We start from the raw sequence: 24,656 nt of genomic DNA, 5'->3' as shown, positions 1-24,656 counted from the left end.
GACTATGCCGTCGATTGCTGACCGCATCTTTAGAGGGGACAAGAACGTCAACATACCAGGAGGTACACCGTTGACACCGACAATTTTTCTTATAGTTTTGGTGCTAGCAGTCGCACTGCTTGTCTACACCACCATCAAGCTGAAGATTCATCCGGTCATTTCCCTGTTCGTCATAGCCGTAATACTGGGTTTGGTGCTCGGCGGCTCTCTTGGCGACACCATGGACAAGATCAATAAATACTTCGGATCCACTCTGGCGGGCATCGCCATTGTCATCATCTTCGGCGCCATTATCGCCATGGGTATCCAGGACACTGGTGCAGCCACAAAAATTACTAATTTCTTCATACGAATCTTCCGAGGCAAGCACCTTGAGCTTGCGCCATCCTCGGCTGCTTTCGTAATGACGTTGGCAGTGTTTGGAAATATTTCCGAGGTCCTGACCGCGCCGATTTCTGCCATCATAGCCAAGCGCAAGAAGATCACTATGGCGCTGATTGCGCCTCTGGTCTGTTTGGGATTGACACTGACCCACGGACTTGTTCCGACACATCCGGGGATTCTAGCAGTGAGCATCATGTTCAAGGCCAACATCGGCAAGGTGATGGTATGGGGCATCATCATCAGTTTCATCGCTTTCGTTGCCTCTTATCTCATCAGCAGACCCTTCTTGGGCAGAGAATACATCGCGCCAAATCCTGAATTCGCGGCTGGCTATGAGGAGGCGCCGGAAAACGCCCCGCTCGATCAGCTCTACATCAAGGAAGAAGGCACTCCTTCGACCTTCTGGTCTTTCATGCCTCTGATTGTGCCACTGGTTCTGATAGCCGCCGGATCCTTGGGAACCCTTGGCGTGAAGAAAGGCAGCACAGCATATGCAGTTTTCAATTCCCTAGGCAACACCACATTTGCCCTTTTCGTAGGGGTCGTCCTGGTTGCTCTGCTGGTTGTCGGGCGCAAGAACAAGGTGCTCGCCAGCGCTCGCAAAAGCGATGCATCCTTGTCCGACAAGTCTTCTGCCTTGGAGATCACTATGAACAGCTGGGTGGGTCGCGCCATGAAGACCGCCATCGACCCATTGATCATGATTGGCATGGGAGGAGCCTTGGGCGGGATCCTTCAAGATAATGCTATGGTCAAGCAACTAGGCGCCATGATTGTCAACCTCAGCGTTCCTGCGGTCATCATTCCCTTTGTGCTGGCGGCAGTGATGATGGGAGCCACAGGTTCGATGACCATTGCAGTCATGATCTCTGCATCACTGGTCAACCCTATGATGGGCGCTTTGGGATTGTCTCCGGTCGTCGCAACTCTTGCTATCGGCTGCGGCTCCATGGTATTCTGGCACGTCAATTGCAGCGGCTTCTGGATGATGACTTCGCTGTTCAATCTCAACACCAAACAGGGTCTCAAATATCTGACCACACTGAATGCCTTGGGGGGAATCATCGGTTTCGCTGTGCTTTGCGGAGCTAGCGCCCTGGGCTGGGTCTGATTAGACATTCTGGAATCTCGAATACCCAACGGGTCATTATCAGGTGCGGGCTAACCTGCATAAACAGGTGCCTGCACCTGTTTATGCCATAATTGCAGCTTCTTCATTCATTTGCAGAGTTTCAAGGTTCAGGCCTGTTCAGTTGTGGTCCATACTTCGTCGACGATACGAGTCATGGCCTCTCTGTCAAGGTCAGGTTCTCCCTTCCATATCGCTTCTGCCACCTGATCATGTGCCTCCAAGGCTTCCGGTCTGGGCTTGGCTGGGTACATGCCTAGTTCGACCCTGCTGGAGAGCATGGTGTTGACCAGCGGTGAAAGCGAGGCGAACAATTCGTTGCCGCTGTATTTGAGGATTTCATCGTGAAATCGGATATCGAGCTGGTGAAATTCCTCTAATTTCCGGATTTCCCGTCTTTGTGCATTTTCATTGCAAGAACCGGCATCAAGGCACGAACTTCAGTCGGAGCCCTTCGTGCGGCATCTTCTGCAGCTATCGGTTCCACTGCCAAGCGTAGTTCAGTTAGGGAAAGCAGCTGTTCCTTACGATGAGAGGAATGTAATTCCCAACACATGATTTGCGTGTCCAATGAATTCCCTTGATCAAGGCTCTTGGCAATGAGCCCCACCCTTTTTCTAATATTCACAGCTTGCACGGATTGCGACGTTTGTGCTGTCTCTCTGGCTATAGTTCGGGAGACCGAAAAACGTTGCTGTATGTCTGCCAGGGTAATGCTCGTTGTAGGCGGCCAGCGTCCCTCGATAATGTCAATGGCAAGCAGCTCCGCAATATGAGCAGCATTGGGCCTGGCGGATTTTTCGGTGTCACAGTGGCCGGATGCTCTGCTGCGGGACTTTTGCGAAGCACTCAGTGTTTTGCCGCTTCCCGTTCTTGTCGGTGACGTTTCAAGACTGCTGGTAGTGCTCATAATTTACAGATCATCAATATCATATGGCCGAAGAGAGTTCCTTCTGGGAATTTGGATAAGCACAGGAAAGGTGTGCTGTAATAGGTGCCCGGCCGTCCAGCGTTTCATCATAATCTGGGCGGCCGCTGCTCAGATTACTCTGGAGCAGAGTGTACTTGTTATTGCGCCGTATACCCGCCATCAACAACGAACTCGGATCCAGTTGAGAAGGAAGAATCATCACTGGCGAGGTATAGGGCCATATTGGCTATTTCGCGGGCTGAACCCAGTCGACCCATGGGGTGCAGCTTCTCTAGATCGCTGCGCATCTGGGGATAGGCATCGACCATGGGAGTGTGGGCGTATCCGGGATGAATGGAGTTGACCCGGATTGGGTATCCCTGCTGAGCGCAATAGAGGGCGGCCGACTTGGTCAGCAGCCGTACCGCGCCTTTGGCGGCGTTGTATGCGTACAGATTGGCTATGCCAATCAATCCTGCAATAGAGCACATATTAATGATGGAGCCGCCATGCTCCTTCATGTGCGCGATAGCATGTTTGACGCCCAGCATGACCCCATCCAAATCCACAGATAGAATTTTATGCCATTCGTCCATTTCAATATGCTCAGCGTCGTCAAAGAAGAGGATGCCCGCATTGTTGACCAGTACATTGGCTTCGCCAAACTTGTCGCGTGCGGCATTGAAGACAGGCTCCCAGCTGTCCTCCTTTGCGACATCTTGGGCTACGAAAGCTGCCTTGTCCCTGCCTATGGTGTCTAGGGCCTTCTGACCACCTTGCTCATCCAGATCGGTGATGACCACCTTGGCTCCCTCCTGCACGAACAGTTGTGCAGTTGACAGACCGAAGCCCTTGGCTCCTCCAGTAATAATTGCCACTTTACCGTCCAGTCGTGCCATGGTTGACCTCCTTGTTCATATGTGTGCGCCTTGCACACTCGCTCCATGTCTATGCTAGTCATGTGGTCGATAGCTGGGTGGCTCCTCTATCATGCGAGCTTGAGCTGGATCAAGCGAGCCTGTCGGATTGGGGCCTGACGGATGAACGCCCATATGGCAGATATAGGAAGAATCCGCTATGGTTGTCAAGTCTCCATGTGAGGTCCTGTTGGCTCCTGGGCCGACGCCAAGGTTGTGTTACTCACATCTGTAAGAAGGTAAACGATAGGAACGACAGTAACTCCCAACTATAAATCCCCCCAGAATCCCATCTGTGCAACGTTGCGCAGGCGTGCTTATAGCTTAGGTATGAGCCCTTTATCGAGGGGATGGGTAGCTTGCAAATCTAGTCCAGAGGGGAATGTGTCAAAATTACGATATACAAAATCCAACTTTTCTGTCAGTTCAGCAGATGCGTATCCGCTGTTTTGAGAAACAAATAGAAATAATCATTGCATAATAAGTTATTCAAATACTTCGAAATCTAATAACGAGAAGCATGGACATCACAAATCATTGATATTGGCTTTCTTCAGGTAATTTGAAAAGAAATCAAGACCAATATCTAGTAAAACTCTATCGTTTTCGTTAAACTCGGGAAGATCCTTAAGCTCGCCCACAATCACAGTACAGTGATTCAGCTCAAATAAGTATGGGCCTCTGAGCAAAAACCTTAGTAGTGAGCTAACGCTTATTGTTCCAGCCTGTTTTTCGAGCAATGACATGAATGACACAGGAGATGAGAACTAAATTCCGTCTGGAACCACCCAATATAGTTTCGAAACATGACCTACTTATATAGCAAAATATAACCAGTTAGAATATCTGTAGAACCCTCATATTGATATAAGAAACTATCTCTTCTTCTGAGTCGAACCAATCTGAATGATTCTCACTGGAGAGAAATCTATATTTTCCTTCTTTTGCAGTCCAGCTTCAATCCAAATGAACTTCTAAATGGATGCAAGTACCCTTGGTGGACATTATATTGATCCCACGGTTTTAAAACTGAATTATGATTATCGACTAAATGCTGTTTCTCACCAGGCAGCATAAGGCTAAACCTTTTCTACTCGATGTCGAATCATAGTCAATCCCGCAAAAATTCCTGCGCCTATTAGACTAGCTGCCGCTAGAATTGCGGTATTCGTAGGACCGACTAAGTCTGATAACCAGCCGGTTAGAGATCCTCCGATTAGATATCCGACCGTACCTACCGCGCCTATAGTGGACATCACAGAAGCTCTGTATTCATTGGGGGAGAGAACTTGCTCAAGTAATTCTTCAATTACATTGGCAATTGTATAGAATAAAGAAAATACAAAAAAGCTGCAGAAAGCGAAAATCAGAGATTGACCGCTCAATGCAAACGCGCAGAAGGCTATTCCAGAAGCGATGAGGGACATTGGCAAACTTTTTATTGCTGATCGGGTATTTGAGGAAAAAGGTGCAGCTAGTGCTGCTCCGATAAGTGCCCCAATGGATCCAATTGTGTTCAAATACCCGTAAACAGAGTTTGGAGCATGTAACACCGTACGGGTGAAAACAACGAGTAGAGTTTCTTGTAGTCCGAGGCCGAACCAAAGTGCAAGAACAACAATGGACAGGGCAGCAAGAAGTCGTTCCTTTTTGATAAGGCCTAAAACATTTTTCAATCGAATGTTGGTTGAAGAAATTATCCTTTTTAACTTAACCCAGAAGGAAATACTATGACTTTCCCGAAAATCATTGTGTGAATCGACAGTTCGCTTCGAATTATGCTCCTCATGTGAATAGCAACCGTCAAGTGAAGCAGCAATTAAGCTACCAAAAGCAGCAACCGCAAATGCAGCGCTACTGTTGAAATTGGTGAGCAAACCGGCAAGGGCGCCTGAGGCGATACCTGCAGCATTGATCATGAAAGATAAAACAGAATTGAGAACTGACAGTTTTGAATCTGAAACTAGTTCAGCAGCTTTTGCATATCGCGCTGGCTTCATAACCGCAGCTATACTTGTTATAACAAAAGCAAGAATAAATGAAACAGCAATGTTATGGTTAAATGCGAGCAACAAACAACAAAGAGCTCGTAGCGTTCCGCCCACTGCTAAAACAATTCTGCGATTATATTTGTCAGCTATACCAGAAAACAGCGGAGCTACGATTAAATTTGGCATAAAGGTAACTAAAAAAAGGGCACTGACCGCTAGTGGCGACGATCCCGAAATATCGTATACATGAATGGTCAGTAAGAGATTAACGATTCCACCGACAAGACTGGTAAAGAAAGCACCAAGCGATAATGTAACCAATGGTTTGTGTCTCAAAACGTCTTTGAGGGCTACGAATGTTGTCGCTGCTTTACTTAACATGTGGCATACATCCTTCGTCTACTTATGGCTCAGTCAGCAGAATGTTGTTAACCTTCAAGGATTTCATCGTGTGGAATTCAAATTCCTTAATAAATAATATTATGCCTTCCGTGATTTGTTTATCTCTGATTTTAAAATGGCCGATTTGGGTCTAGTAAAATTCGCGCTTCGGCTCAGTACCGTATTTTATGCTCCACGAGTTTAGGTTCAAGTGCTTCGGGGACTTCTTAATCAAATCTTGTCTTCTTGAAAACGATATGCTGCATCTTTGCGGCATTTATATATCAGATTTCCCATGTTGGTGCTACTGCTCGATATGCGTACAGCCATTAGGTATTCTTCATATATTTGTTCGCAATCAGAACTAAAATCCCGGCGATTCCAATAGTAGTGATTGCGGTATTTCGATCCGCACTCCAACCTATGATCGAGTTGCAGACCATGCCAATCAAGCACCTAGCGAGCTCGGAATATTAAGAACAGTGGAGCGCTGATCAGACGGAATCAGACTATTCGCAACTGCCGAAGTTATGGGTCCCCTTCCATTCATACCCATTACGACAAGCAGGAATCCGATCGCTACAACGATTGGTGAAGGAACTGCCATGAGCGCGAAACCAGCTGCCCCCTATAGTAAAGGCTAAAAAGAGAGCTTTTGATCTTCCCAGATATACCTCAAGCTTGTCAGAAAGGTAGCTATAAACTGCGGCTAAAATAAGAGCAGTGGATGACAGCAAGCCCCAGTATGACATAGGCAAATTCGTATGTTCATTTTAGGGTTGATTTAACGCATAAACAGCGTTGAAAAGCACGAACGAAGCGTTAGATGTGATGCTAACGAAAGCGAGAACAGGCCTTCTTATCAATACGTTTGCTCCCTTCATCAAATCCTGCAGAAATGACCTCTTGCTTGTACTGTGTTTGCGATTGCTCACAGGAATAGAAGGCAGTCTAAGCATGAATAAGAACCCGATGAACGAGACCATAGCGGTTGTATATGCGGGAAACGAGATATTTAGGTGAGCGAGGTATGATCCGCACAATGAGGCAAGCACGCCACTTATGAGTTCCAGTGATTTATAGAAGCCGAAGATCCCTGTTGCAAGCTTGTCTGCATCCTTATCAAGAGATCCGTAAACGTATGCTTCTAATATGCCTGAGAGTAGCGCAATGCTGAAACCACTCATGCTGTAGGACACCGCATACCAAGCAAAGCCCTGGCCTAGTGCATAGACTATATTTGAAACAGCACTAAGCGCAAACCCAATATAATCGGCGCTTTCTATCAACTTTATCCGCCAAACACCAGAGGGCATCTCGACTAACAATATTGAGAGGAGGAGCACGCTTTCCAGCGTGAAAATCTCTGAGTAGTCTAGGCCTCTGGAGGTAAGGAGGACAGCACTTACAGGAGTATAAAAAATAAGGACAGAAGCAATTTGGCCACATGCTATCGTGGAAAGACCTCTAGACCTTTTCACTGCCAATCTTGCAGTTGAACTCGTTCTTATTTTATTATAATTCTCTTTCTTGGGCTGATGGAGAATATAATTTATCCGGTCACTTTTCCGTATCGTGAGTGTATCCAAAAACGCTCACGGTTGGACCTACGAATGAGTCTGCAATTTCAATCAGGTTTTCTATATTCGCCTTCGTATAAACCCTACACTGTGTGGTAAATACGGAGCGTTGATCCTTCGCCTAATACAATGTCGTTCAATCCAGTTGATTCGCATCAAGATGGCTTCAAGCTCTAGTGACAAAGAGCTACGCTTGGGATGCGTCATAGGAATAGGTGGTTCACTAATGCTGAGGCAATATTCGAAGCAGGGCATGATGCAGATATGGCAGGATCGTAGCTGGCTAAGACTTTTGTATTTGAGACCTTAAGCGGGTTCCGGTTCGACGTGATGTTCTCCGGAATCTTGATCATTGTTCTTCTTATCTGAAGCCGGATGAACCATGTCATTGAATGGATTTGGTCTTCACTGTAAGTGTTCGTGATGGTTCTTAATGGTTTGTCGGATTGGTGCTCTCTGAACGATGGCACGCAGACGATGAGATGTTCATAGGAGTTGAGAACCGAATATGTTCGAACCGATGCGCGGATCTCCGATATTCCTGAAGGCTTTTCAGCAAGGTCACAGACCTGTGGCAGCAGGGTCAGCCTGGTACGGTCAAGGGATTGACCGTGGAATTGTTAATAACCATCCTGTATTGGATAAAAGTTTGATGTCTGCAATCTTCGAAAAATGATATGCAAATTATTTATCATTTTTCTGATAAGGCCGTTACCTTTGTGCTCCGAAGTGGTCCTATTATTACTGGCAAATTCAAAACTATAGATTAGTAGTTGTTGAACTATAGTATTTTAACAATTTTACTTCTTCATACGTCAGCTGTTCGTTTGTGCAAAATCCAGGAGAACGAGAGAGACTTTTGCGTTACTCGGGTAAACAGACAGTTTAATTTTTTTTTGAAGCAGATAAGGATTACCGATGGACAGCATATGACGATTGTCTCTAATTTGAGGTAAAAATCGTTAACGTAAGTTGATCATTTAGAGCAACTATCCAGATCTCAACCCAGAGATTCAATTGATCTATCAACTTTAGGTGACACCTTGGAATTCTATACAAAACATGTTCGGCAGACCCAAACCATCAATTCTTTTGAGCAAAAATGCCCCCCCCCCCCTGTCGCCCGGTACCACGCTTGCGGGGGGGGGGCAGCAACTGACGGGGAACCCTCACTCATTCCCCGGTCATGCCCAACTTGCAGAATTGGTTCGATACAAGAGGGTAATAATGATTTTGTTAGTCATTTATATCCGTTTATCTCCCGTGGTTGATCAAGATTTTAAATAAATTATGACATATACAATTGCTACTATTTGACTGTATCGAATAACACTATGGACGAGCTAATGGTGGAGAAACTAGTAGATTTAGATTAAATAGTCGTAATTTGTATGGATGCTGTCGCTCTAGAACGAGACGTTCACTCATATAAAGTAATACTAATCGGAGATAAAGGCCTCGGATATTTTCATGGACAATTTATTAAAGAATAGGAACAACAGATTATATCTTTCCTCAGTAGTTACAGATAACTTTGGGAGTTCTTTAATGATGTTTGCGTTACCTCTCATGGTACTGGATATAACAGGTAGCGGAATACATCTGTCATTTATCTCTGCAATCGAAACAATACCGTTCCTTATCTTGGGTCTTCCGATAGGTGCGATAATAGATAGATTAGATGTAAAGAAGATCATCGTCTTTAGTGATTTGATCAGGTTGCTGAGTTATTCGGTTCTTGCTCTCGCATTGGCGTTGAAAATACCGTCAGCATTTATGATTTTTGTCATTTACATAGTTTCGCTTGCAGTAAGTGTTATGAATATTTTAAGTACAGTGTCGGAAATTACTTTTGTTTCATTCTTAGTCAAAAAAGAGGATTTTTCGAAATTAAACAGTACGGTTTACGGAATACAGTATGGTGTCAATTTCGCTTTACCCATACTAGGGGGAGTGCTGTATAAATATTTTCCTCACAGTTTGCTGACTGCAATTTGCGCGGTTTTCTATTTAATTAGCCTATTGCTGGTGAATAATATAATTCTGGTATCCCAGAGCGACCCTTCTGCAAGGTTATCCTCTGTTAAGTACAGTATAAATGTAGTATTCACAGATATAAAGGATGGGGTGCGATACACTGCTAAAATTCGCGCTGTTCTGTACCCTCTTGTGCTTGCCGCCTTGGTTAATATGGCATCGGCTAACTTTCAGAACGATAGTCTGATCGTCTTACGTCAACAAATAGGTCTTTCTTCTGACCAAATTGGTTTGATTTTGTCCATCGCAGCAGTCAGTGCCCTAATCGGAACAGTCGTAGTAAATTGGTTAAATAAAAAAATCGAGTTTGGTAAACTATTGGTACTGTCGATTATTGCTGGATCTCTATTTCGGACAGTATTTGCATTAAGCACGAATTTAGTAATTTTAGTTTCTTCTATTGCATGCATTGCGATTAATGAGTCGATTCTCAATATCAGTATAATCACGAATCGACAGAATGAAGTTGGGCAAGAATACCTTGGTAGGGTCACGAGTATATACAAGGCAGTTCTAATCGGTGTGAATTCTATAGGCTATTTACTTGGCGGATTTGTTGCCAATAAGATAGGTTCAAGATTAGGTATCGGAATATCAGCGGTTGAACTTTTCGTAGTCTCAATAGTAGGTATACTGTTGATGACTTTTGTGAGGGTGCATAACGATTAGTTTCAGCGTGAAAGATATCCATGAGGACTTTATCGTTAAAGAGAATAGTTATATCTGAGATAGGGGCGGGATGCTTTGATAAAGCTATCGATCCAATTTCCACGGAGTTTTCAGGGCATGCTATAGTGCATCGACCTACAAAGCGACAGTTTTCTAAAACAAATGCAACTCAGGGGCTGCTTTGCGTGCGTCGTTGACTACTGCTTTGACTGGGACTTCATTGATAGCCAGCTTCTTGAGTGCAATTTTGGCGCATGGATTTGGGGTTCGTTAGCTTCTTACGTATGCCAGTGGAGCAGTGAGTAAGCCATTGCTTTTGACACGTTGTATTACCGTGTGTACACCTCGTATAGCTCTTATATTTTTCATACATTCTTTTGATGTCTGTGTATGTTATTTATGCACTAACGGGCGCACTTCGCTGGGGGTCTGTTGTATTTTACCTTCTGCCATTTGGTTGATCGGCAATTCACTTAACGATACGTGTGGCAGTTAAATACTATAGGTAACGTGTAATCAGGTGATCAGCAGACGCTCAAAGTACTCAACGTATCATTGATTTATGCTGTAGGTGGTTCTTCGGTTTGTAAGAGAAGAACCACCTTCAAGTTAAATATATATTGAAATAATGATGACTAGTCTGCTTTGTGGCTTACTAGCAGTGAACCGGTGTCGGTGATGGTGATGAGTGGTGTGAACAGGGCCATCGTATCGATTGCCAGTTTGTGGTTTTCCGGTGTGGATCCAGCGCAGACATCTGCTGCCAATCGAACGGCGATACCTTGGTCTGCAGCCGCCAAGGCGGTCTGCAACACACAGGCATCGGTGGCGACACCGCACAGGGCTATCTTCTGGGATCCCTTTATTGCCGCCTGCAATTCCGGCCCCCACTTGCCGAAAGTGCTGAGCGAGACAATTGGATGCCCCTTGGCGAGCTCGGCGGTCTCTGGTGTGAGGTCATACATGGGATCGTCGGAGGGGACCTGGAATTCCGGCCATTCGTTCATATATTCCACCCATACGCCTTTTGGCGGCTGCGGCGCAATGTATCTGGTGTAAGCAACGCGGTCGCCGTATGCCTTGGCGAGACGGATGTAGTTCTTGTTGGTCTGATAGTAGGTGCCGTCGGAGCAGGCCCAACGGGACCACTCGTTGTGGGCGAATACCTCCTGGCGGTCAATCACCACTAGCCATTCATCATCGTTGATCATGATAATTTCCTTTCCTGTTGTGGACCGTGGAGCGCATCCCTCTGCGCTCCTTGCGATTTCAGTTGATGCTCTCCTGACGACGGATATCGCCCTTCTGGAAGAAAATCGTTCCGAGGATTCCGACAGCCAGGGCTATGATGACACCCAGATTTGCTGCCGCCCAGGTCCCGTACTTACCTCCGATGGGGCCCAGTAGGTATCCCTGCCAGTTGAGCCAGTTGGCGGAGGAGTTCACGACCAGTCCCCAGCCAAGGAAGGTGGCGATGGTAAGGATGGCAAAAGCGGTGATGTTCCAGGAACCATATCGTCCCTCGGATTGATAGAGGTCGGTGGTGTCATAGTCCTTCCGGCGAAGCAGGATGTCGGCTACGAACATGCCCGCCCAAGCGGCCATGGGTACGCCGAGCGTAATCAGGAAGCCTTGGAAGGGGCCGATGAATGTGGAGGAGAAGAAGGTTACATAGACTACTCCGATTACGGTCAGCACGGCGGTGATGGCCGCTGCGAGTGTCCGCGGGAGCTTGATGCCGAAGGAGAGCAGGGCCAGACCATTGGAGTAGTTGTCCATGATGGCCCCAGCTATCAACTCCAGCACCGCAACAATGGTGAATGGAACCAGATACCAGGTAGGCAATATGCTGGCCATGGCTCCGATGGGGTCGTTGCCTACGTTTTCGGCCAGGCCTTTGTTGGAGACGGCCAGAAGCAGGCCGTAGACGATAAGGAAGATGTTGGCGATGGAGGCGCTGAAGGTGGTCCAGAAAACGATTCCTGTTTTGGAGGCGCTGTGGGGCAGGTATCGCGAGTAGTCCGCTGCGATGTTGACCCATCCCAGGCCAAAGCCTGTCATCACGAAGAAGCAGCAGCCCAGCATGGCTGGCAAGGAACCGGAGTGGGCGGAGGAGATGGCGGAGAAGTCGATATTGCCCCAGCCGATGATGAAGAAACCTGCAATTACGATCGCGGTGACGATGGTGATGATCTGTTGGAGGCGCATGATCAGGTCGTAGCCGTAAATGCCGGCAACTACAACCAGCCCGATGATTATCAAGGTAGAGATGATTTTGGGGCTTGCGCCTGATCCCCAGCCGAGTTTTTCGATGGTCGAAGACGCTGCCAATACGGCCGTGGTCGTTAGGGATATCTCCCACCCTAGTGTGGCTATCCAAGACATGGCGGCCGGTACTTTGGCGCCCTCCACGCCGAAAATTGCCCGGGTGAGGACCATGGTTGGGGCGTTGCCGCGCTTGCCTGCGATGGAGATGATGCCAACAAGCAGGAATGAGATGACGACACCTGCGATGGTGGTAAATGTAGCCTGCCAGAAGGAGATGCCGAATCCTAGCGCCCAGGCGCCATAGGACATGGCCAGCACTGAGATATTGGCGGAGAACCATGGCCAGAAGAGACTTGATGGCTTGCCCTTACGCTCAGACTCGGCAATGGTGTCGATGCCTTGGGCCTCAACGCTCAGGACTGAGCCTTTGCCGGTTCCTTCTTTGGATGCACTGTGCTCATTCATGTTGATTCCTCATATCTTGTGGCGCTCGTTGACGGATTTTGGACGAACGCCATGTTGGTGTTGGTAAAGTCTTGGATTTTCTGTGGTGCGAGCGGGTGGCCGGATCGGCTTTTGTCACAGACAAGGATGCGGCCGGTTTGGCGTAAGAGTTTGTTTCGGGTCGGGGCAGCACTTGGATGGTTTAGTGCAGAGCAACCTATGTATGGCAGTCGCCTGCCTTTTGGTATCCAGAGGGATGAGGGGGGGCCAAGGATGTCTCGGACCTAGCTGCCCAGACAGAGCTGGGAACCGTAAGGACCGATCTGCACAATCAGAGTCGAGTCAAGGGTTTGGCATAGTTGCGGGAAGGCAACTGTGCCGCCGTCTTCTGTTTCGCCTGTATTAGCCGGTTATTCCATACCAACTTTCTACGCGATGATAGGTACCTCACCATGGCTGGAGGACCAAATGTGGGAGTGGTCCACCAGGGCCTGCAGAGCCGTATCTTCTGCCTGACCAAACACTGGTGAGGCATCGAAAATCGTTGTGAGCTGTCTCGAGCTCGGGTGAGACCGAAGAAATATGAGCAGCGCCTGGGCGCTACGGTGCACCAAATGATGGCTGGTGTTATGCCCGACTTTTGAACAAGTTGAAGTTTCAAGGAGGGTCGATCACCGTTCAGCGGTTCACCCGCTTCGATCCGCTTGGCGAAATGGCCCGCCACGCTCTGAGATTGGGACCGGCGACAACTGTCGACCGGTTTGGACATCCATGTCATGTCTTCAGTATTGTACAGGTTTATTTGCATGTTAGTTCCGGTTTAGTGAAGAGGAACTTCTGGAAAGTGTGCTCGTTGTTGCCTGATGCTGGCGCGCCACATTTTCCGTAAATACTGTATGGAAAAGATGAAACTCAGCGAAAGAGTGCAAAGTGACCATACCCGGTACCTTGATAGAGTCTCATCGATATCCGCAACATGCTTTGCTCCAGGACCTCGTCTTGCCCGATGGAACGACCTTGCCGCGGGTGGAGTGGGAGGACAACTGTTGCGGTCCGGCATGCATCCAGTCGATTCTGGATGCCGAAGGACTTCCTGTACAGACTCTCGACACTTTGTTGGCTGAGAGGATTGAGAGCGGAGCCTACGATGTTGCCAAAGGGTGGATATTGAGGGTCTTCTTGAAATGGGACGTTCCTTTGGCTTGGATGGTGAGGTTTTTCCCGAAGCCATAATCGGTTTTCTAGAAGGTCTACCCGCAGTCCACGTTGCTCCTATAGTCTCTGTATCCTGCAACTTGCGGCCACTTGGTCGTATTTCGTGGCACTCGGGCGTCTAGCACATAGGTGAAGCCTGTTGCTGCGATGATCCTTCAACCTAAGAGCCACTGTCGATGAAGTAGAGCGGACCAAATTTTGGTCAAGCTTCTCCGGTCGTGCGCTTATCTTGAAAAGCGCGAAAGCCTGACAGGAGCTGCTTTCGGTTATCGTAGATTAACGCTAAGAAGCATATTTTGTTACTCGAAGACCCATCCAGCTTTTTGACATTGCCAGTGCTTATCCGTATAGGAATTCTGGACGATACCTGGGCCAGGGCCTGAAGAAGTAGCGAAGTAGGACGGAATCCCCGTTGCCACCAAAGTCTTCTTCCTCCCCGTCGGATCACTCCAACTAGCGCGTGCATTCCCGTTAGCCTATCATGCAGCAAATCGACTATAGCCTGGAACGTTTGGGAATAGTCTACGTAGACTTCTATATCAGTCACCGCTGGGAATACCTCGCATCATCGAAGAGAAATGGATGCTCTGCACAATCTGGTGAAAGCGGGAAAAGTACATTACCCGGGAGCAAGCGCCATCTACGCCTGAAAGTTCTAGAAATAACGACACGTGGCGGCAAGCCGCGGATAGGCTCCTTAGTTTCGATGCAGAGCCATATGGACCTGATCTATATGTGAGGAGCAACGTGAGCTGGTTCCCTTCTGTCAGGACGGAAACATCACCATCGCTTCATACGGCTCCTCTGCCAGGACGCCAAAATCTGACAAGGATCTCAGCTAGGGGAACGTTCATAAGGTCATAGTCCTCGGTTCTGTGACCGTCTACTTGACTTTCGCAATTGCGGACGTATAAATTGCAGCGAGCTTATTCGATACGCTTGCTTTGCTTGCGCCAAGAGATTGGAGCGATCCCGGTTTCTCTGGTGAAAGCCGCGCTGAATGAACTGAGATGCGTATATCCGACCTGCCTGCCAATCCAGGCAATGTCCTCCGTGGTTGACGAGAGAAGGTGGCGGGCCCGGTCCATTCTTTGCTTTCTGATGTACCTGGCCAGACTTGTACCGGTCTGACGTCTGAAGGCGAGGCATAAACGTGTGCGTCCCACATACAGGGATTGGGCTATCTGATCGATGGAGAGGTCGCCGCCAAGATGGGATTGGATGTGAGTTTTGACCTGCTGGACTAGGTCGTGGTCGAGTGACGGTTCGTGGCTCTGTTCAGGTGCAGAGGAAGCCTGAGCCAACATTGCTATGAGGAGGTCGATGTGTGCTTTGATGAGGAACTCCGTCTGGCCCGGCCTTCAGGGGGGCAACTTTGACATGGCGGTTAAAGCGGCCAGGGCAATACCGGGTGGCCAGGGTTGGCAGAAGGCGTCAAAGAGTCCCTTGATCTGGCCAGGCCATTGGTTTTCCAACTCCATGAAATAGTCGGGTAGGATGCAGATGCTCCGGGTCCGTGAGCGGGAGCCTGCCGGCATACGGTTGGTGACCGATCCTGCCCGCTGGACAAGGGAGGCCATATTGCCCTCCTGCATCGTACATGGCTGCAACCCGTAAGAAGCAGGGTTGGATGCCGGGCTTTCATCCAGGGTCAGGCAGGCGTAGTCGGTCATGGCGTACTCGCTGAAGTTCATCTCGCGCATGAAGGTGATGTCGTGCCATATGACCAAGCAATAAGGACCCGCCGGATTAGCTTGGAATCTTCCCCGACAGATGTCACCATCGACATGCCCTTCCAGTCCACCCGACCGGTGGTGGAGCTCCATGCCGAGTTGCTCCACCTGGGGGCGATACAGGGTCTGTATCTCGCGGGATTCGGAGCGTATCTCGTGGTCTGTCATTGCGCACCTGGTTTCATGCTGCCGGCCTTGCAGCGATCTCGATAGACTTTCGTTTTCGTTCGCACCTTTTATGGATTCATCCGTTGCTCTGTGACGGTCTTCCAGCCGTTGGCTTCTCAGATTACGTTCGATGGCAACGAACGACAAGGCTTTGGATGAAAATCAGGAGGAAAGGGATGACCACAGACCAGGTGGATTCGGGAAGCAAACCGGATCCTATAGAAAGTAAAGCTCAGGGTGGTGGAGGCTGGCCTGGACAGGAGAGGTCGCATGGGCGTAGTTCATTAATGCGGCTGCTTGATTTCGCTGGCCCTCGTAAGGTGTTTTCCTATCTCGGCTGTGGTCTGTCCGCCCTCTCCACGATTGCCGGCCTTGGACCCTATATCTGCATATGGCTGGCGGTAAAAGACCTCCTCGCCGTAGCGCCTAAGTGGTCCCAGGCCACGGGAATCGCCATATACGGATGGGCCGGATTGGGGTTTGCGGCGGCTTCCGTCATTCTGTACTGTGCAGGACTGTTGATGGCGCATCTGGCAGCTTTTCGGAGTGCCTCCAACATGCGTAAAGAGGCCATAAGCCACCTGATGAGCCTGCCTCTGGGTTATTTCGACCTCCATGCTTCAGGGGAGTTGCGTCGCACCATTGATGGCTCGGCGGGCGATACCGAGAATCTGCTTGCCCATATACTCCCTGATGCAGCCGGCTCCTTCGCCATGATTCTGGGTATGCCGATACTGATGCTGATTTTCGACTGGCGTATGGGCCTGGCCTGTCTCTTCCCCATCCTGATTGCCCTGGTCTGCATCCGTGTCATGATGAACGATCAGGGACAGTCCTTTATGAAGGAATACCAGGATGCCCTGGTGCGAATGTCCAAGACGGGAACCGAATATGTCCGTGGCATTCCGGTGGTCAAGGTCTTCCAGCAGACGGTTTATTCCTTCAAGGCCTTCCATGAGGCCATCGAGCATTACAGCAGAATAGCCAGGAACTATGCCATGAAAATCTGTCACCTGCCTCAGGCCATTCAGATGACGGCCCTGAACGGGACTGCGGTTTTCCTTGTTCCTGTAGCCATCCTGCTGGCTCCAGGGCAGAGTGACTTCACCTCTTACCTGACCGGTTTCGCCTTCTATGCCGTCTTCTCGGGCATGGTTCCCACAGCCATGACCCGTCTGCAGTTCTCCAGTGAGTCCTTCAGTAAGGCCGACGATGCCTTAAACAGAATCACCGGCGTGCTCAGTATTGATCCCCTGACGGTAGCTGCTCAACCGAAACACCCGAAGTCAGCGGATGTGTCTCTGGATCAGGCGTCATATACCTATCCGGGTGCCAATCGTCCGGCACTGGACCGGATTGACTTCAAGGTGCCGGAGGGTGGAATGGTGGCCCTGGTCGGTCCCTCGGGAGGAGGAAAATCGACCTGTGCCAGCCTGGTGCCGCGCTTTTGGGATGTGAACTCAGGCAGGGTCGCTGTGGGCGGCATTGATGTCAGATCCATGGATCCCCACAATCTGATGGGGCAGATCGCCTTTGTCTTCCAAACAAACAGGCTCTTTTCCGCGACCCTGCTCGAAAACGTCCGCGCAGCCAGGCCGGAAGCGACTGCCGAGCAGGTCCTGGACGCATTGAGAGCGGCTCAGTGCACGGACATCGTGGACAAGCTCCCCCAGGGGCTGGATACCATGCTCGGCTCCGGGGGAACCTATCTTTCCGGGGGAGAGGTCCAGCGTGTGGCCCTGGCCAGGGCGATCCTCAAGGAGTCTCCCATTGTGGTCCTGGATGAGGCGACCGCTTTTGCCGATCCCGAGAACGAGGTCCTGATACAGAAGGCGCTGACCAAGCTGACCCAGGATGAAGGGGGTCGGCGGCGAACCGTTCTTATGATTGCCCACCGTCTGTCGACTGTGGCGCATGCCGATCAAATTCTGGTGCTGGATGGGGGCCGCCTGGTTGAGCAGGGCACTCATCGCCAGCTTCTTGATGCGCAGGGTACCTATGCCCGTCTCTGGTCTGATTACGAGCGGGCGGTCTCCTGGAAGGTCGACAACTCTTCGAAGGCTGCCGACAAAGCGGATCAAAACCCCGCAGGCTTCACTGTGGTTGAGGATCGCACCGTTCCCGGTACGGATCCATTCGTTGCGTACATGTCGACCGGTGATTCCGCCACTAAGAGGGAAGGAGGTGAGGCATAAGTGTTCGCCTCATTCAAGAAGAAGTATGCCCTGTCCGACCAAGGCATGAAGATCGTGGTTCTGGGAACGCTGTGGACCACGCTGACCAATCTGATCATCATGGCGGGAACGGCCTTCCTTCTGCTGGTCATGAAGGTTTTTGTTGAGCACCTGACGGCAGGGGCGCCCCTGCCGGAGATCTTGCCCTACCTGGCTGGTCTCCTGGCTTTTGCCTTGATTCTCTTTTGCTCCTCCTGGTTTCAATACAGTTATTCCTATGGCGCGGTCTTCAGCCAGACCGGAAAGCAGCGGATCGACCTGGCCGAGAGACTGCGCAAACTGCCGCTCTCCTTTTTCGGGCGGCGTGACCTGGCTGATCTGACCGATACCATTCTGGGTGACGTGGCCACCATGGAGCATGCCTACGCCCATGCCTTGAGCCAGCTCTATGGTGCAGTCGTCTCATCCGTCCTGATATTCCTGTCCCTTCTGCCCATCAATTGGGCTCTTGACTTGGCTGCCTTCTGGAGTGTGCCAGTGGCCTTCGCTATCATCTTTGCCACTCGACGATTCGTTGAAGCTTCGTCACGGCGCACGAGGCAGGCTCAAATTAGAGTCAGTGATGGCATTCAGGAGGCGCTCGACTGTGTTCGGGAGATTCACGCCACTAACCAAGAAGACAGGTATCTGGACAGGCTCTTCTCGACCATCGATGACACCGAAGCCATTACAGTCCGAACCGAGATGACCAATGGCCTCATATTGAACTCTGCCATGGTGGTTTTGAGGTTGGGTGTGGCAACGACCTTCCTGGTGGCTGCCGGGTTGATCATTGAGGGCAGGATCGACTTCATGGTCATGTTTCTTTTCCTCCTGATGGTCTCACGGATCTATTCCCCGTTTGATCAGGCGCTGATGCTGGTTTCTGAGCTCTTCCAGTCCCAGAGTTCGGCACGGCGGATCCGCTCCATCACTGAGGAAACTGTGGCCGAGGGGAGTGAGGAATTCCACCCCGATGGGCACGATATCGTCTTCGACCACGTTGCCTTTTCCTATCCCGCGCTTGCGGGTAAGACGGTAGGCGAGCCGGTTCTCGAAGATGTGAGTTTCACCGCCCGGGAGGGGGAGGTCACGGCCCTGGTCGGCCCTTCGGGTTCCGGGAAATCGACCTGTGCTCGGCTGGCGGCTCGCTTCTGGGATGCTGCTGCAGGCTCCATTACCGTAGGAGGAGTGGATGTGAGCCAAGTGGATCCGGAGGTTCTTCTGCGCGACTATGCCGTGGTTTTCCAGGACGTGATGCTCTTTGATGACACGGTCATGGGCAATATACGGATGGGTCGGAACGGTGCAACTGATGAGGAAGTGTTGGCTGCAGCCAGGGCCGCCAACTGCGACCAGTTCGTCTCGTGCCTGCCACAGGGGTACCAGACGATGATTGGTGAAAACGGCTCCAGACTTTCCGGGGGCGAGCGGCAACGAATCTCCATTGCCAGAGCCATCCTCAAGAATGCACCGATTGTCTTGCTTGACGAGGCTACCGCCTCCCTGGATGTAGAGAACGAGACGCAGGTGCAGGAAGCCTTGTCACAACTGCTGGTGGGGAAGACCGTCATGGTCATCGCCCACCGGATGCGCACTGTCGAGCAGGCCGACAAGATTGTGGTTCTGGACCATGGGCGCGTGGTCGAACAGGGCTCCCCGCAGGAACTCATGACCGCAGATGGTGAGTTTGCGCGGATGGTTCGTTTGCAGGGGGAGAGCGCAGATTGGACCTTGTAGGGAGAGGGATTGAATCGATTCTTCGATGTTGCCTGGTTGGTGCGGGAAGGGACAGTGTTTACGTATTATCTACCTGTCTCACTTACATTGACGATCTCCAATCCCGTGCTACCAGTTTACGCAAGAGTCACTCTTTTTGAACATCGCTCGCTGACGGTTGCAGAGGGCGAGAAGGTCGCCATCATAGGAGAGCCTGGTGTTGGCAAGAGAGCATTGCTGAACATCCTCGGCCTGCTCGATACATGCTGCTAGGCAGATCCGCGTGCATGCTGTCAGACCTGGAATCTGCCGCATGGAGGAACTAGAAAATCGGGTTCGTGCTGCAGGAATCTGCGCTCATCAGCTCCCTTAAGCATAGTGGACAACGTCAAGCTGCTCCTGCTCCACGTACGGACACCCGGCAAGGGAAATTCCGGAAGATCTGACCAGTTGTCGACGCTCTCTGGACATCGGGCCTATCGTGGCAAAAACCGCTTGAATGATCTAGTGAGGAAAAGCATGAGCCGTCTTCGCACGGGCCGTCGTCATGAATCCCGAGGGTGTTCTTGCTGACGAGCCCTCTGTCGCTCTCGATTTTGAGAACAGGTCAAAGATTCTACGATTCGGGTTCCACAATCGTCATCATTACGCACGATGCCTCACTGACTGACCAACCTGATCGAATCGCCAAACTTCAACAAAAGGCTCAGAACGTGGGTTTCTGGATTAGAGCAGGATCACTCCATGAGTGCCTTGAGCTTGGGACGCTGCTTCAGCGCCCAAGCCCCGAGGACGAAAGTAATGATCATGCAAACTGCGCTAAGTGCAAACATGATGGCGTACCCGTGGGGCATGTCCACTATGGTTCCCCAGAAGAGGGCAGCAAAGGCTGAGGCCAGGACTCCGACCATCTGAACTCTGGAGTAAATGTTGGTGTAGTCCTTGGATCCGAATACAGCGCGAACCAGAAGTGGCGTCTGAACCGAGGGGAAAGCATAGGCGAATCCGAAGGCAAAGGATCCAAGTAAAAGCACAGGAGCGATCGTAGGCATCAAGGCCATCAGCGCCACACCCAGAATGCCGCAGCCGATGCCCATCCCCATGCCACCGATGATGCTTCTGTCGTTGGCAGCTCCCAAGAAGACCTTGCCTATGGCCTGTCCGGCCATGCAGCAGGATGCTATCAGACCCGTCAGGGTGGCAATCTGTGGTGCACTGTTCTGGAATGAATGAGCATAGGATGGCAGGAACTGATAGACGGTTTGGTTCATGGTAATAATGCCGCAGAAACCTGCCAGGGCGATGAAGGCGCTGGTTCTCATAGCCCTCGACGCCATAACGCCTTTGGTTTGAAGCTCAGGTTCATTATCGGCTTCTGTCCGTTCAGAGCCGTAGGGGGCCAAACCCTTTTCTGAGGGATCGGAACGGACGATAAAAATGGTGAATGGGAGAGTGACCACTAATATGATGAGTCCGAATACCAGGTATCCACGGCGCCATCCATCATGCCCTGTTCTGATCAGTACAGTACCCAACTGGTTGAAGATGACCCCGCCGATGCCGGTGAAAGCCATGCAGAGCCCCGTCAGAAAACCTACCTTGACTTTGAACCAGGCATTGATCATGGCGGGTACAGCCAGGTAAAGGAGGGCCGGCAAACCGATTCCCATGACGACTCCCGCTATGTAGAATTGCCAGACGGCCGACATGAAAGATATGGAGAGGCATCCCATCCCCGACAGGAGTGCGCAGCATGTTAAAACGATGCGAAGGTCGAACTTGCTCATCAACTTGCCTGCTATGGGCAGGGCCACCATCATGGTGATGTTCAAGGCGCTGAAGTATCCTGCCACGGCTGCCTTGGAAACATGGAAGTACTCCGAAACGGGTGAGAAGAAGATGCCAGCGCAACTGTAGATCATAGCCCCAGGCACACCGGTGAAAATGATGCCGGAAAGAACGATCAGGAAAGCATATTTGGACTGCTTGGGTTTCTTCATGACTGACCCTGGGTTTTGAGTGGACATAGTTAAGGATTCCTCCCTAAAAAAAATGAAATATGCGTCCGGGAACCTAAGACCGGTCAGGCTCCCGGACGGTTCGCCAGGATCGTTAATTTTCCAGGCAATGTTGTGGGATACTGGTTGCGATCAGATAACTTTCTGAGGGTTGAGAATGTTCTTGGGGTCCAAGGCCCGCTTCACAGCACGCATCATGGTGAGAACCTGAGGCTGGGTTGTGGCAACCAGATAGTCGCGCTTAGCGTAACCGATCCCGTGTTCACCAGAGATCTTTCCTTGAAGCTCGTATGCTTTGCCATACAGAGCGTCGAAGGCCAGACGCAATTTGGTTCGCCAATCACGATCGTTCAGGTCGTCTCGGCATATGTAGAGGTGAAGGTTTCCGTTTCCGGCGTGCCCGAACCCGCCTATTCTGATTCCGTTATTTTCGGAATAGGAGTGCGTGAAGTCCACCATGTCTGCCAAAGATCCTACCGGAACCACAGCGTCAATCTCGTCCATTTGCGATGTCGAGTTTTTGAAGGCCTCGAGGAAGGAGTCCCGCGCTCGCCACACTTGGTCAGAGAGAGATTGGTCATCCAGAACGAATACATCGGCGGCCTCATGGGCCAGGCAGAGTTCAGCCGTTTCCTCATAGGCCTCCTCGATGGCTTGCTGACTGGCTCCATCGAAAGTCAGGAGAAGGTAGGCCTTGAATCCTTTTTCAGGGAAGGAATCGTGGGCGTAGTTCTCCCAGAGGGCAATAGAGTCCTCCTCAAAAAACTCCAGAGCAGTGGGTCTGATTCCAGTGGCTAAAATTCTGGGAACGTTTGAAATAGCTGCATGATAGTCGTTGAATGGGATGAGCAGGCTGGTGCTGAATTTGGGCAGTGGGAAGAGCTTGAGTCGGGCTTCGGTGACGATTGCCAAGGTGCCTTCGGATCCTATGATCAGGTCCTTCAGATCGAAACCAGAGCTGTTCTTGCTGACGATGCCGCCTAAGTTGACGATATCGCCGGGGGCTGTTACCACGGTTATGGCTTCTACCGAATTTCTGGTCACTCCGTATTTTACTGCTCTCATGCCGCCAGCGTTAGTAGATATGTTCCCGCCGATGGTGGCTGTTTTTTCACCAGGGTCCGGTGCATAGAGGAAACCGTGGTCCTTGGCATAGGCCGCTACATCCTTAAGAAGAACACCGGGCTGGGTGATCAGCATGGCATTGGTCACGTCAATTCCGATGATCTTGTTCATGCCGGCCAGGTCAATCATGATTCCACCCTCGACGGCCACCGAACCTCCGACCAGACCGGTTCCCCCGCCTCTGGCAACTACGGGAATCTCGTAGCGATCGGCTATTCTCAAGACCTGGGAGACATCCTCGGTACAGGTCGGCGTAATCAGAATATCGGGCAGGTGGAAGACGGTTTCCATCTCATCGTGCCCGTAGTCAGAGTTGATTTCGCTTCCTGATTTGAGTGCATCCGGGCCAAAGTGTTCTTTCAGTTCCTCCAGGGCCCCTTCGATCCGATCCGACTTCACTGGGTCCATGCTGGTCTGCGAGAACTGAGCAGACTGTGTTGGATTGATATTGTCCATTACCTCATTCCTTTCACGGGTATGTTGTCTTTTCATGTCGTTGCTTTATGCAGAATGATTTGCCCTGTCACTGTGTAGGCCAGTGGCGTAATCTGTGATCCTTGATGGTTAGCTGGAGGATCGGAGCATGTTCAGTCTTGGGTTCAGTCCCTTTCCCAAGTCCTTCTGCAGGAAGAGCCCGAATTCCTTGTACCAGTGGGAAAGCTGACGGCGCGGATCGTAGACGATATAGACTTTGTGGGTGTCCTTGCTGACATTGAGTGGTATTCGTCGCAGCTCGAAGGAATCCAGAAGGATAGTGTCTGCTACCACAGCAACGGCATCGTTGGCCAAGGCTTCGCCTGCTATCGTGATCTCCCCATCCAGGGTGTCGGCTATGTGCAGATCCGCCCAGATATCGGCAAGGCTTTCTCGAATCTCGCGCCCAATAGGGGTGTCATCCCCGTAGGTGATTAAGTTGTATGAGGTTAGCATGTAGGGATTAATGGTCTCGAACGCAGCCAGGGGGTGGCCCGGCGGAACCGCGACCACGAACCGTTCGCCATAGAGAGGAATGAAGTTGAGTTCTTCGAATCTCGGGTCGTAGGAGCAGATTCCCATCTTGTATTTATCGGAGACCAGCCCTTCCAGAATGGGCAGGGAGATCTGGTTGGCCAGTATGAACTTGGGCATTCCCCCATTCATTTCCTGGAAGGCCTTTATGGCGCGGGGAAGATAGGTGCCGATGAAAGTGGGAATGCAGGCTAGATTCACATAGTCGGCATCACTCTGAACCTTGTCATGGAGTGCTTTGACCCCTTGATCGAATACAGTCAGAGTGGAGCATGCAGTGTTGTAGAACATTTTGCCATATTCGGTAAGTTCTATCTGATGTCCACTCCGCTTGACCAGCAGGCATCCCAGCTCCTTCTCCATGGATTTGATGGAATTGCTGAGTGTCGGCTGACTGATATGCAATTCCTCTGCCGCTATGGTGAATTGTCTGTATTCAACCAATGTTCGAAAGTAACTGAGCTGATGGAGATTCACTGGTCGTACCTTCTTTTCTTCAAGCTGCATGAGGAATTTATCTAGCCCCGGCAGTCATGTATGAATATGATCTCTTCCTTGCGATTCATTCCCATCGTATGAAAAAAAATCCAACAAATTAAATAATGACTCGCTATGGGTCTATATGTATTTTTAATACAGAGCAACCTTGATGATCTGTTTTGTGAGTTTCTTGTTGGCAAAGTTGCTGATTATACTTTGTTGCCCTATTAAATCATTCCTATTTTGTATTGGGAATATGTGAATTGC

General features: G+C 50.3%; 16 protein-coding genes. 4 read left to right on the top strand and 12 right to left on the bottom strand.

From position 1 onward, the window contains the following. Window positions 1–4: 4 nt before the first annotated feature. Window positions 5–1,495 carry a GntP family permease gene (locus DKK74_RS05125; protein ID WP_110413098.1) on the top strand — a complete coding sequence of 497 codons (1,491 nt, stop codon included), beginning with the start codon at window positions 5–7 and terminating at the stop codon, window positions 1,493–1,495. Window positions 1,496–1,623: 128 nt separating this feature from the next. Here DKK74_RS05125 and DKK74_RS08830 read toward each other — a convergent pair whose 3' ends face one another. The 5 genes from DKK74_RS08830 to DKK74_RS05105 form a co-directional block, all read right to left on the bottom strand. Beyond that, a complete protein-coding gene (locus DKK74_RS08830; RefSeq protein WP_258334478.1) occupies window positions 1,624–1,851 on the bottom strand; it encodes a hypothetical protein in 228 nt (75 codons plus the stop codon). Between the two features lie 38 nt (window positions 1,852–1,889). Beyond that, window positions 1,890–2,423: a FadR/GntR family transcriptional regulator gene (locus DKK74_RS05120; protein WP_258334464.1), complete on the bottom strand. Its 534-nt coding sequence runs from the start codon at window positions 2,421–2,423 to the stop codon at window positions 1,890–1,892. A gap of 158 nt (window positions 2,424–2,581) precedes the next feature. Continuing rightward, complete coding sequence (locus DKK74_RS05115; RefSeq protein ID WP_110413097.1) at window positions 2,582–3,322, bottom strand: glucose 1-dehydrogenase; 741 nt, start codon at window positions 3,320–3,322, stop codon at window positions 2,582–2,584. 1,097 nt (window positions 3,323–4,419) lie between these two features. Further along, complete coding sequence (locus DKK74_RS05110) at window positions 4,420–5,712, bottom strand: MFS transporter (RefSeq protein ID WP_110413096.1); 1,293 nt, start codon at window positions 5,710–5,712, stop codon at window positions 4,420–4,422. A 773-nt stretch (window positions 5,713–6,485) separates the two neighbouring features. Continuing rightward, window positions 6,486–7,301: an MFS transporter gene (locus tag DKK74_RS05105; protein WP_146210543.1), complete on the bottom strand. Its 816-nt coding sequence runs from the start codon at window positions 7,299–7,301 to the stop codon at window positions 6,486–6,488. A 1,461-nt stretch (window positions 7,302–8,762) separates the two neighbouring features. Here DKK74_RS05105 and DKK74_RS05100 point away from each other — a divergent pair. Continuing rightward, window positions 8,763–9,998: an MFS transporter gene (locus DKK74_RS05100; protein ID WP_110413094.1), complete on the top strand. Its 1,236-nt coding sequence runs from the start codon at window positions 8,763–8,765 to the stop codon at window positions 9,996–9,998. Window positions 9,999–10,633: 635 nt separating this feature from the next. On the opposite strand, the gene DKK74_RS05095 is transcribed toward DKK74_RS05100, so the two are convergent. From DKK74_RS05095 to DKK74_RS05075, 4 genes are all read right to left on the bottom strand, one after another. Next, a complete protein-coding gene (locus tag DKK74_RS05095; protein WP_110413093.1) occupies window positions 10,634–11,209 on the bottom strand; it encodes a cysteine hydrolase in 576 nt (191 codons plus the stop codon). Between the two features lie 58 nt (window positions 11,210–11,267). Next, window positions 11,268–12,731 (bottom strand): purine-cytosine permease family protein, encoded by a 1,464-nt coding sequence (locus DKK74_RS05090; RefSeq protein ID WP_110413092.1) that lies wholly within the window; start codon window positions 12,729–12,731, stop codon window positions 11,268–11,270. A gap of 2,120 nt (window positions 12,732–14,851) precedes the next feature. After that, the gene (locus tag DKK74_RS08905) at window positions 14,852–15,232 is read right to left on the bottom strand and encodes a helix-turn-helix domain-containing protein (protein WP_110413090.1); all 381 of its coding nucleotides are present in this window, start codon (window positions 15,230–15,232) and stop codon (window positions 14,852–14,854) included. A 54-nt stretch (window positions 15,233–15,286) separates the two neighbouring features. After that, a complete protein-coding gene (locus DKK74_RS05075; RefSeq protein WP_110413089.1) occupies window positions 15,287–15,826 on the bottom strand; it encodes a hypothetical protein in 540 nt (179 codons plus the stop codon). A 155-nt stretch (window positions 15,827–15,981) separates the two neighbouring features. On the opposite strand from DKK74_RS05075, the gene DKK74_RS05070 reads away from it, so the two are divergent. Continuing rightward, window positions 15,982–18,021 (top strand): ABC transporter ATP-binding protein, encoded by a 2,040-nt coding sequence (locus DKK74_RS05070; protein ID WP_309146456.1) that lies wholly within the window; start codon window positions 15,982–15,984, stop codon window positions 18,019–18,021. After that, window positions 18,022–19,779, top strand: a complete 1,758-nt coding sequence (locus DKK74_RS05065) for an ABC transporter ATP-binding protein (protein ID WP_181414930.1) — start codon at window positions 18,022–18,024, stop codon at window positions 19,777–19,779. A 716-nt stretch (window positions 19,780–20,495) separates the two neighbouring features. Here the strand turns inward: DKK74_RS05065 and DKK74_RS05060 are convergent. The 3 genes from DKK74_RS05060 to DKK74_RS05050 all read right to left on the bottom strand — a co-directional run bounded on the left by DKK74_RS05060 (window position 20,496) and on the right by DKK74_RS05050 (window position 24,386). Then, window positions 20,496–21,758, bottom strand: a complete 1,263-nt coding sequence (locus DKK74_RS05060) for an MFS transporter (protein WP_219997352.1) — start codon at window positions 21,756–21,758, stop codon at window positions 20,496–20,498. A 150-nt stretch (window positions 21,759–21,908) separates the two neighbouring features. Next, a complete protein-coding gene (locus tag DKK74_RS05055; protein ID WP_219997351.1) occupies window positions 21,909–23,357 on the bottom strand; it encodes an FAD-binding oxidoreductase in 1,449 nt (482 codons plus the stop codon). Window positions 23,358–23,465: 108 nt separating this feature from the next. Continuing rightward, window positions 23,466–24,386 carry a LysR family transcriptional regulator gene (locus DKK74_RS05050; RefSeq protein ID WP_181414929.1) on the bottom strand — a complete coding sequence of 307 codons (921 nt, stop codon included), beginning with the start codon at window positions 24,384–24,386 and terminating at the stop codon, window positions 23,466–23,468. Window positions 24,387–24,656: the final 270 nt, after the last annotated feature.

Origin of the sequence: Bifidobacterium asteroides (assembly GCF_003202755.1) — a bacterium.
In the GTDB taxonomy this organism is placed as follows: domain Bacteria; phylum Actinomycetota; class Actinomycetes; order Actinomycetales; family Bifidobacteriaceae; genus Bombiscardovia; species Bombiscardovia asteroides_F.
This window is presented reverse-complemented; position numbering and strand designations above follow the sequence as displayed.

Excerpts from the sequence above, each read along its gene's own strand:
- DKK74_RS05125 (WP_110413098.1), top strand. The coding sequence starts at position 5 with ATGCCGTCGATTGCTGACCGCATCTTTAGAGGGGACAAGAACGTCAAC.
- DKK74_RS05090 (WP_110413092.1), bottom strand. The coding sequence starts at position 12,731 with ATGAATGAGCACAGTGCATCCAAAGAAGGAACCGGCAAAGGCTCAGTC.
- DKK74_RS05055 (WP_219997351.1), bottom strand. The coding sequence starts at position 23,357 with ATGGACAATATCAATCCAACACAGTCTGCTCAGTTCTCGCAGACCAGC.
- DKK74_RS05110 (WP_110413096.1), bottom strand. The coding sequence starts at position 5,712 with ATGTTAAGTAAAGCAGCGACAACATTCGTAGCCCTCAAAGACGTTTTG.
- DKK74_RS05075 (WP_110413089.1), bottom strand. The coding sequence starts at position 15,826 with ATGACAGACCACGAGATACGCTCCGAATCCCGCGAGATACAGACCCTG.
- DKK74_RS08905 (WP_110413090.1), bottom strand. The coding sequence starts at position 15,232 with ATGTTGGCTCAGGCTTCCTCTGCACCTGAACAGAGCCACGAACCGTCA.
- DKK74_RS05095 (WP_110413093.1), bottom strand. The coding sequence starts at position 11,209 with ATGATCAACGATGATGAATGGCTAGTGGTGATTGACCGCCAGGAGGTA.
- DKK74_RS05070 (WP_309146456.1), top strand. The coding sequence starts at position 15,982 with ATGAAAATCAGGAGGAAAGGGATGACCACAGACCAGGTGGATTCGGGA.
- DKK74_RS05115 (WP_110413097.1), bottom strand. The coding sequence starts at position 3,322 with ATGGCACGACTGGACGGTAAAGTGGCAATTATTACTGGAGGAGCCAAG.
- DKK74_RS05100 (WP_110413094.1), top strand. The coding sequence starts at position 8,763 with ATGGACAATTTATTAAAGAATAGGAACAACAGATTATATCTTTCCTCA.
- DKK74_RS05120 (WP_258334464.1), bottom strand. The coding sequence starts at position 2,423 with ATGAGCACTACCAGCAGTCTTGAAACGTCACCGACAAGAACGGGAAGC.
- DKK74_RS05060 (WP_219997352.1), bottom strand. The coding sequence starts at position 21,758 with ATGAAGAAACCCAAGCAGTCCAAATATGCTTTCCTGATCGTTCTTTCC.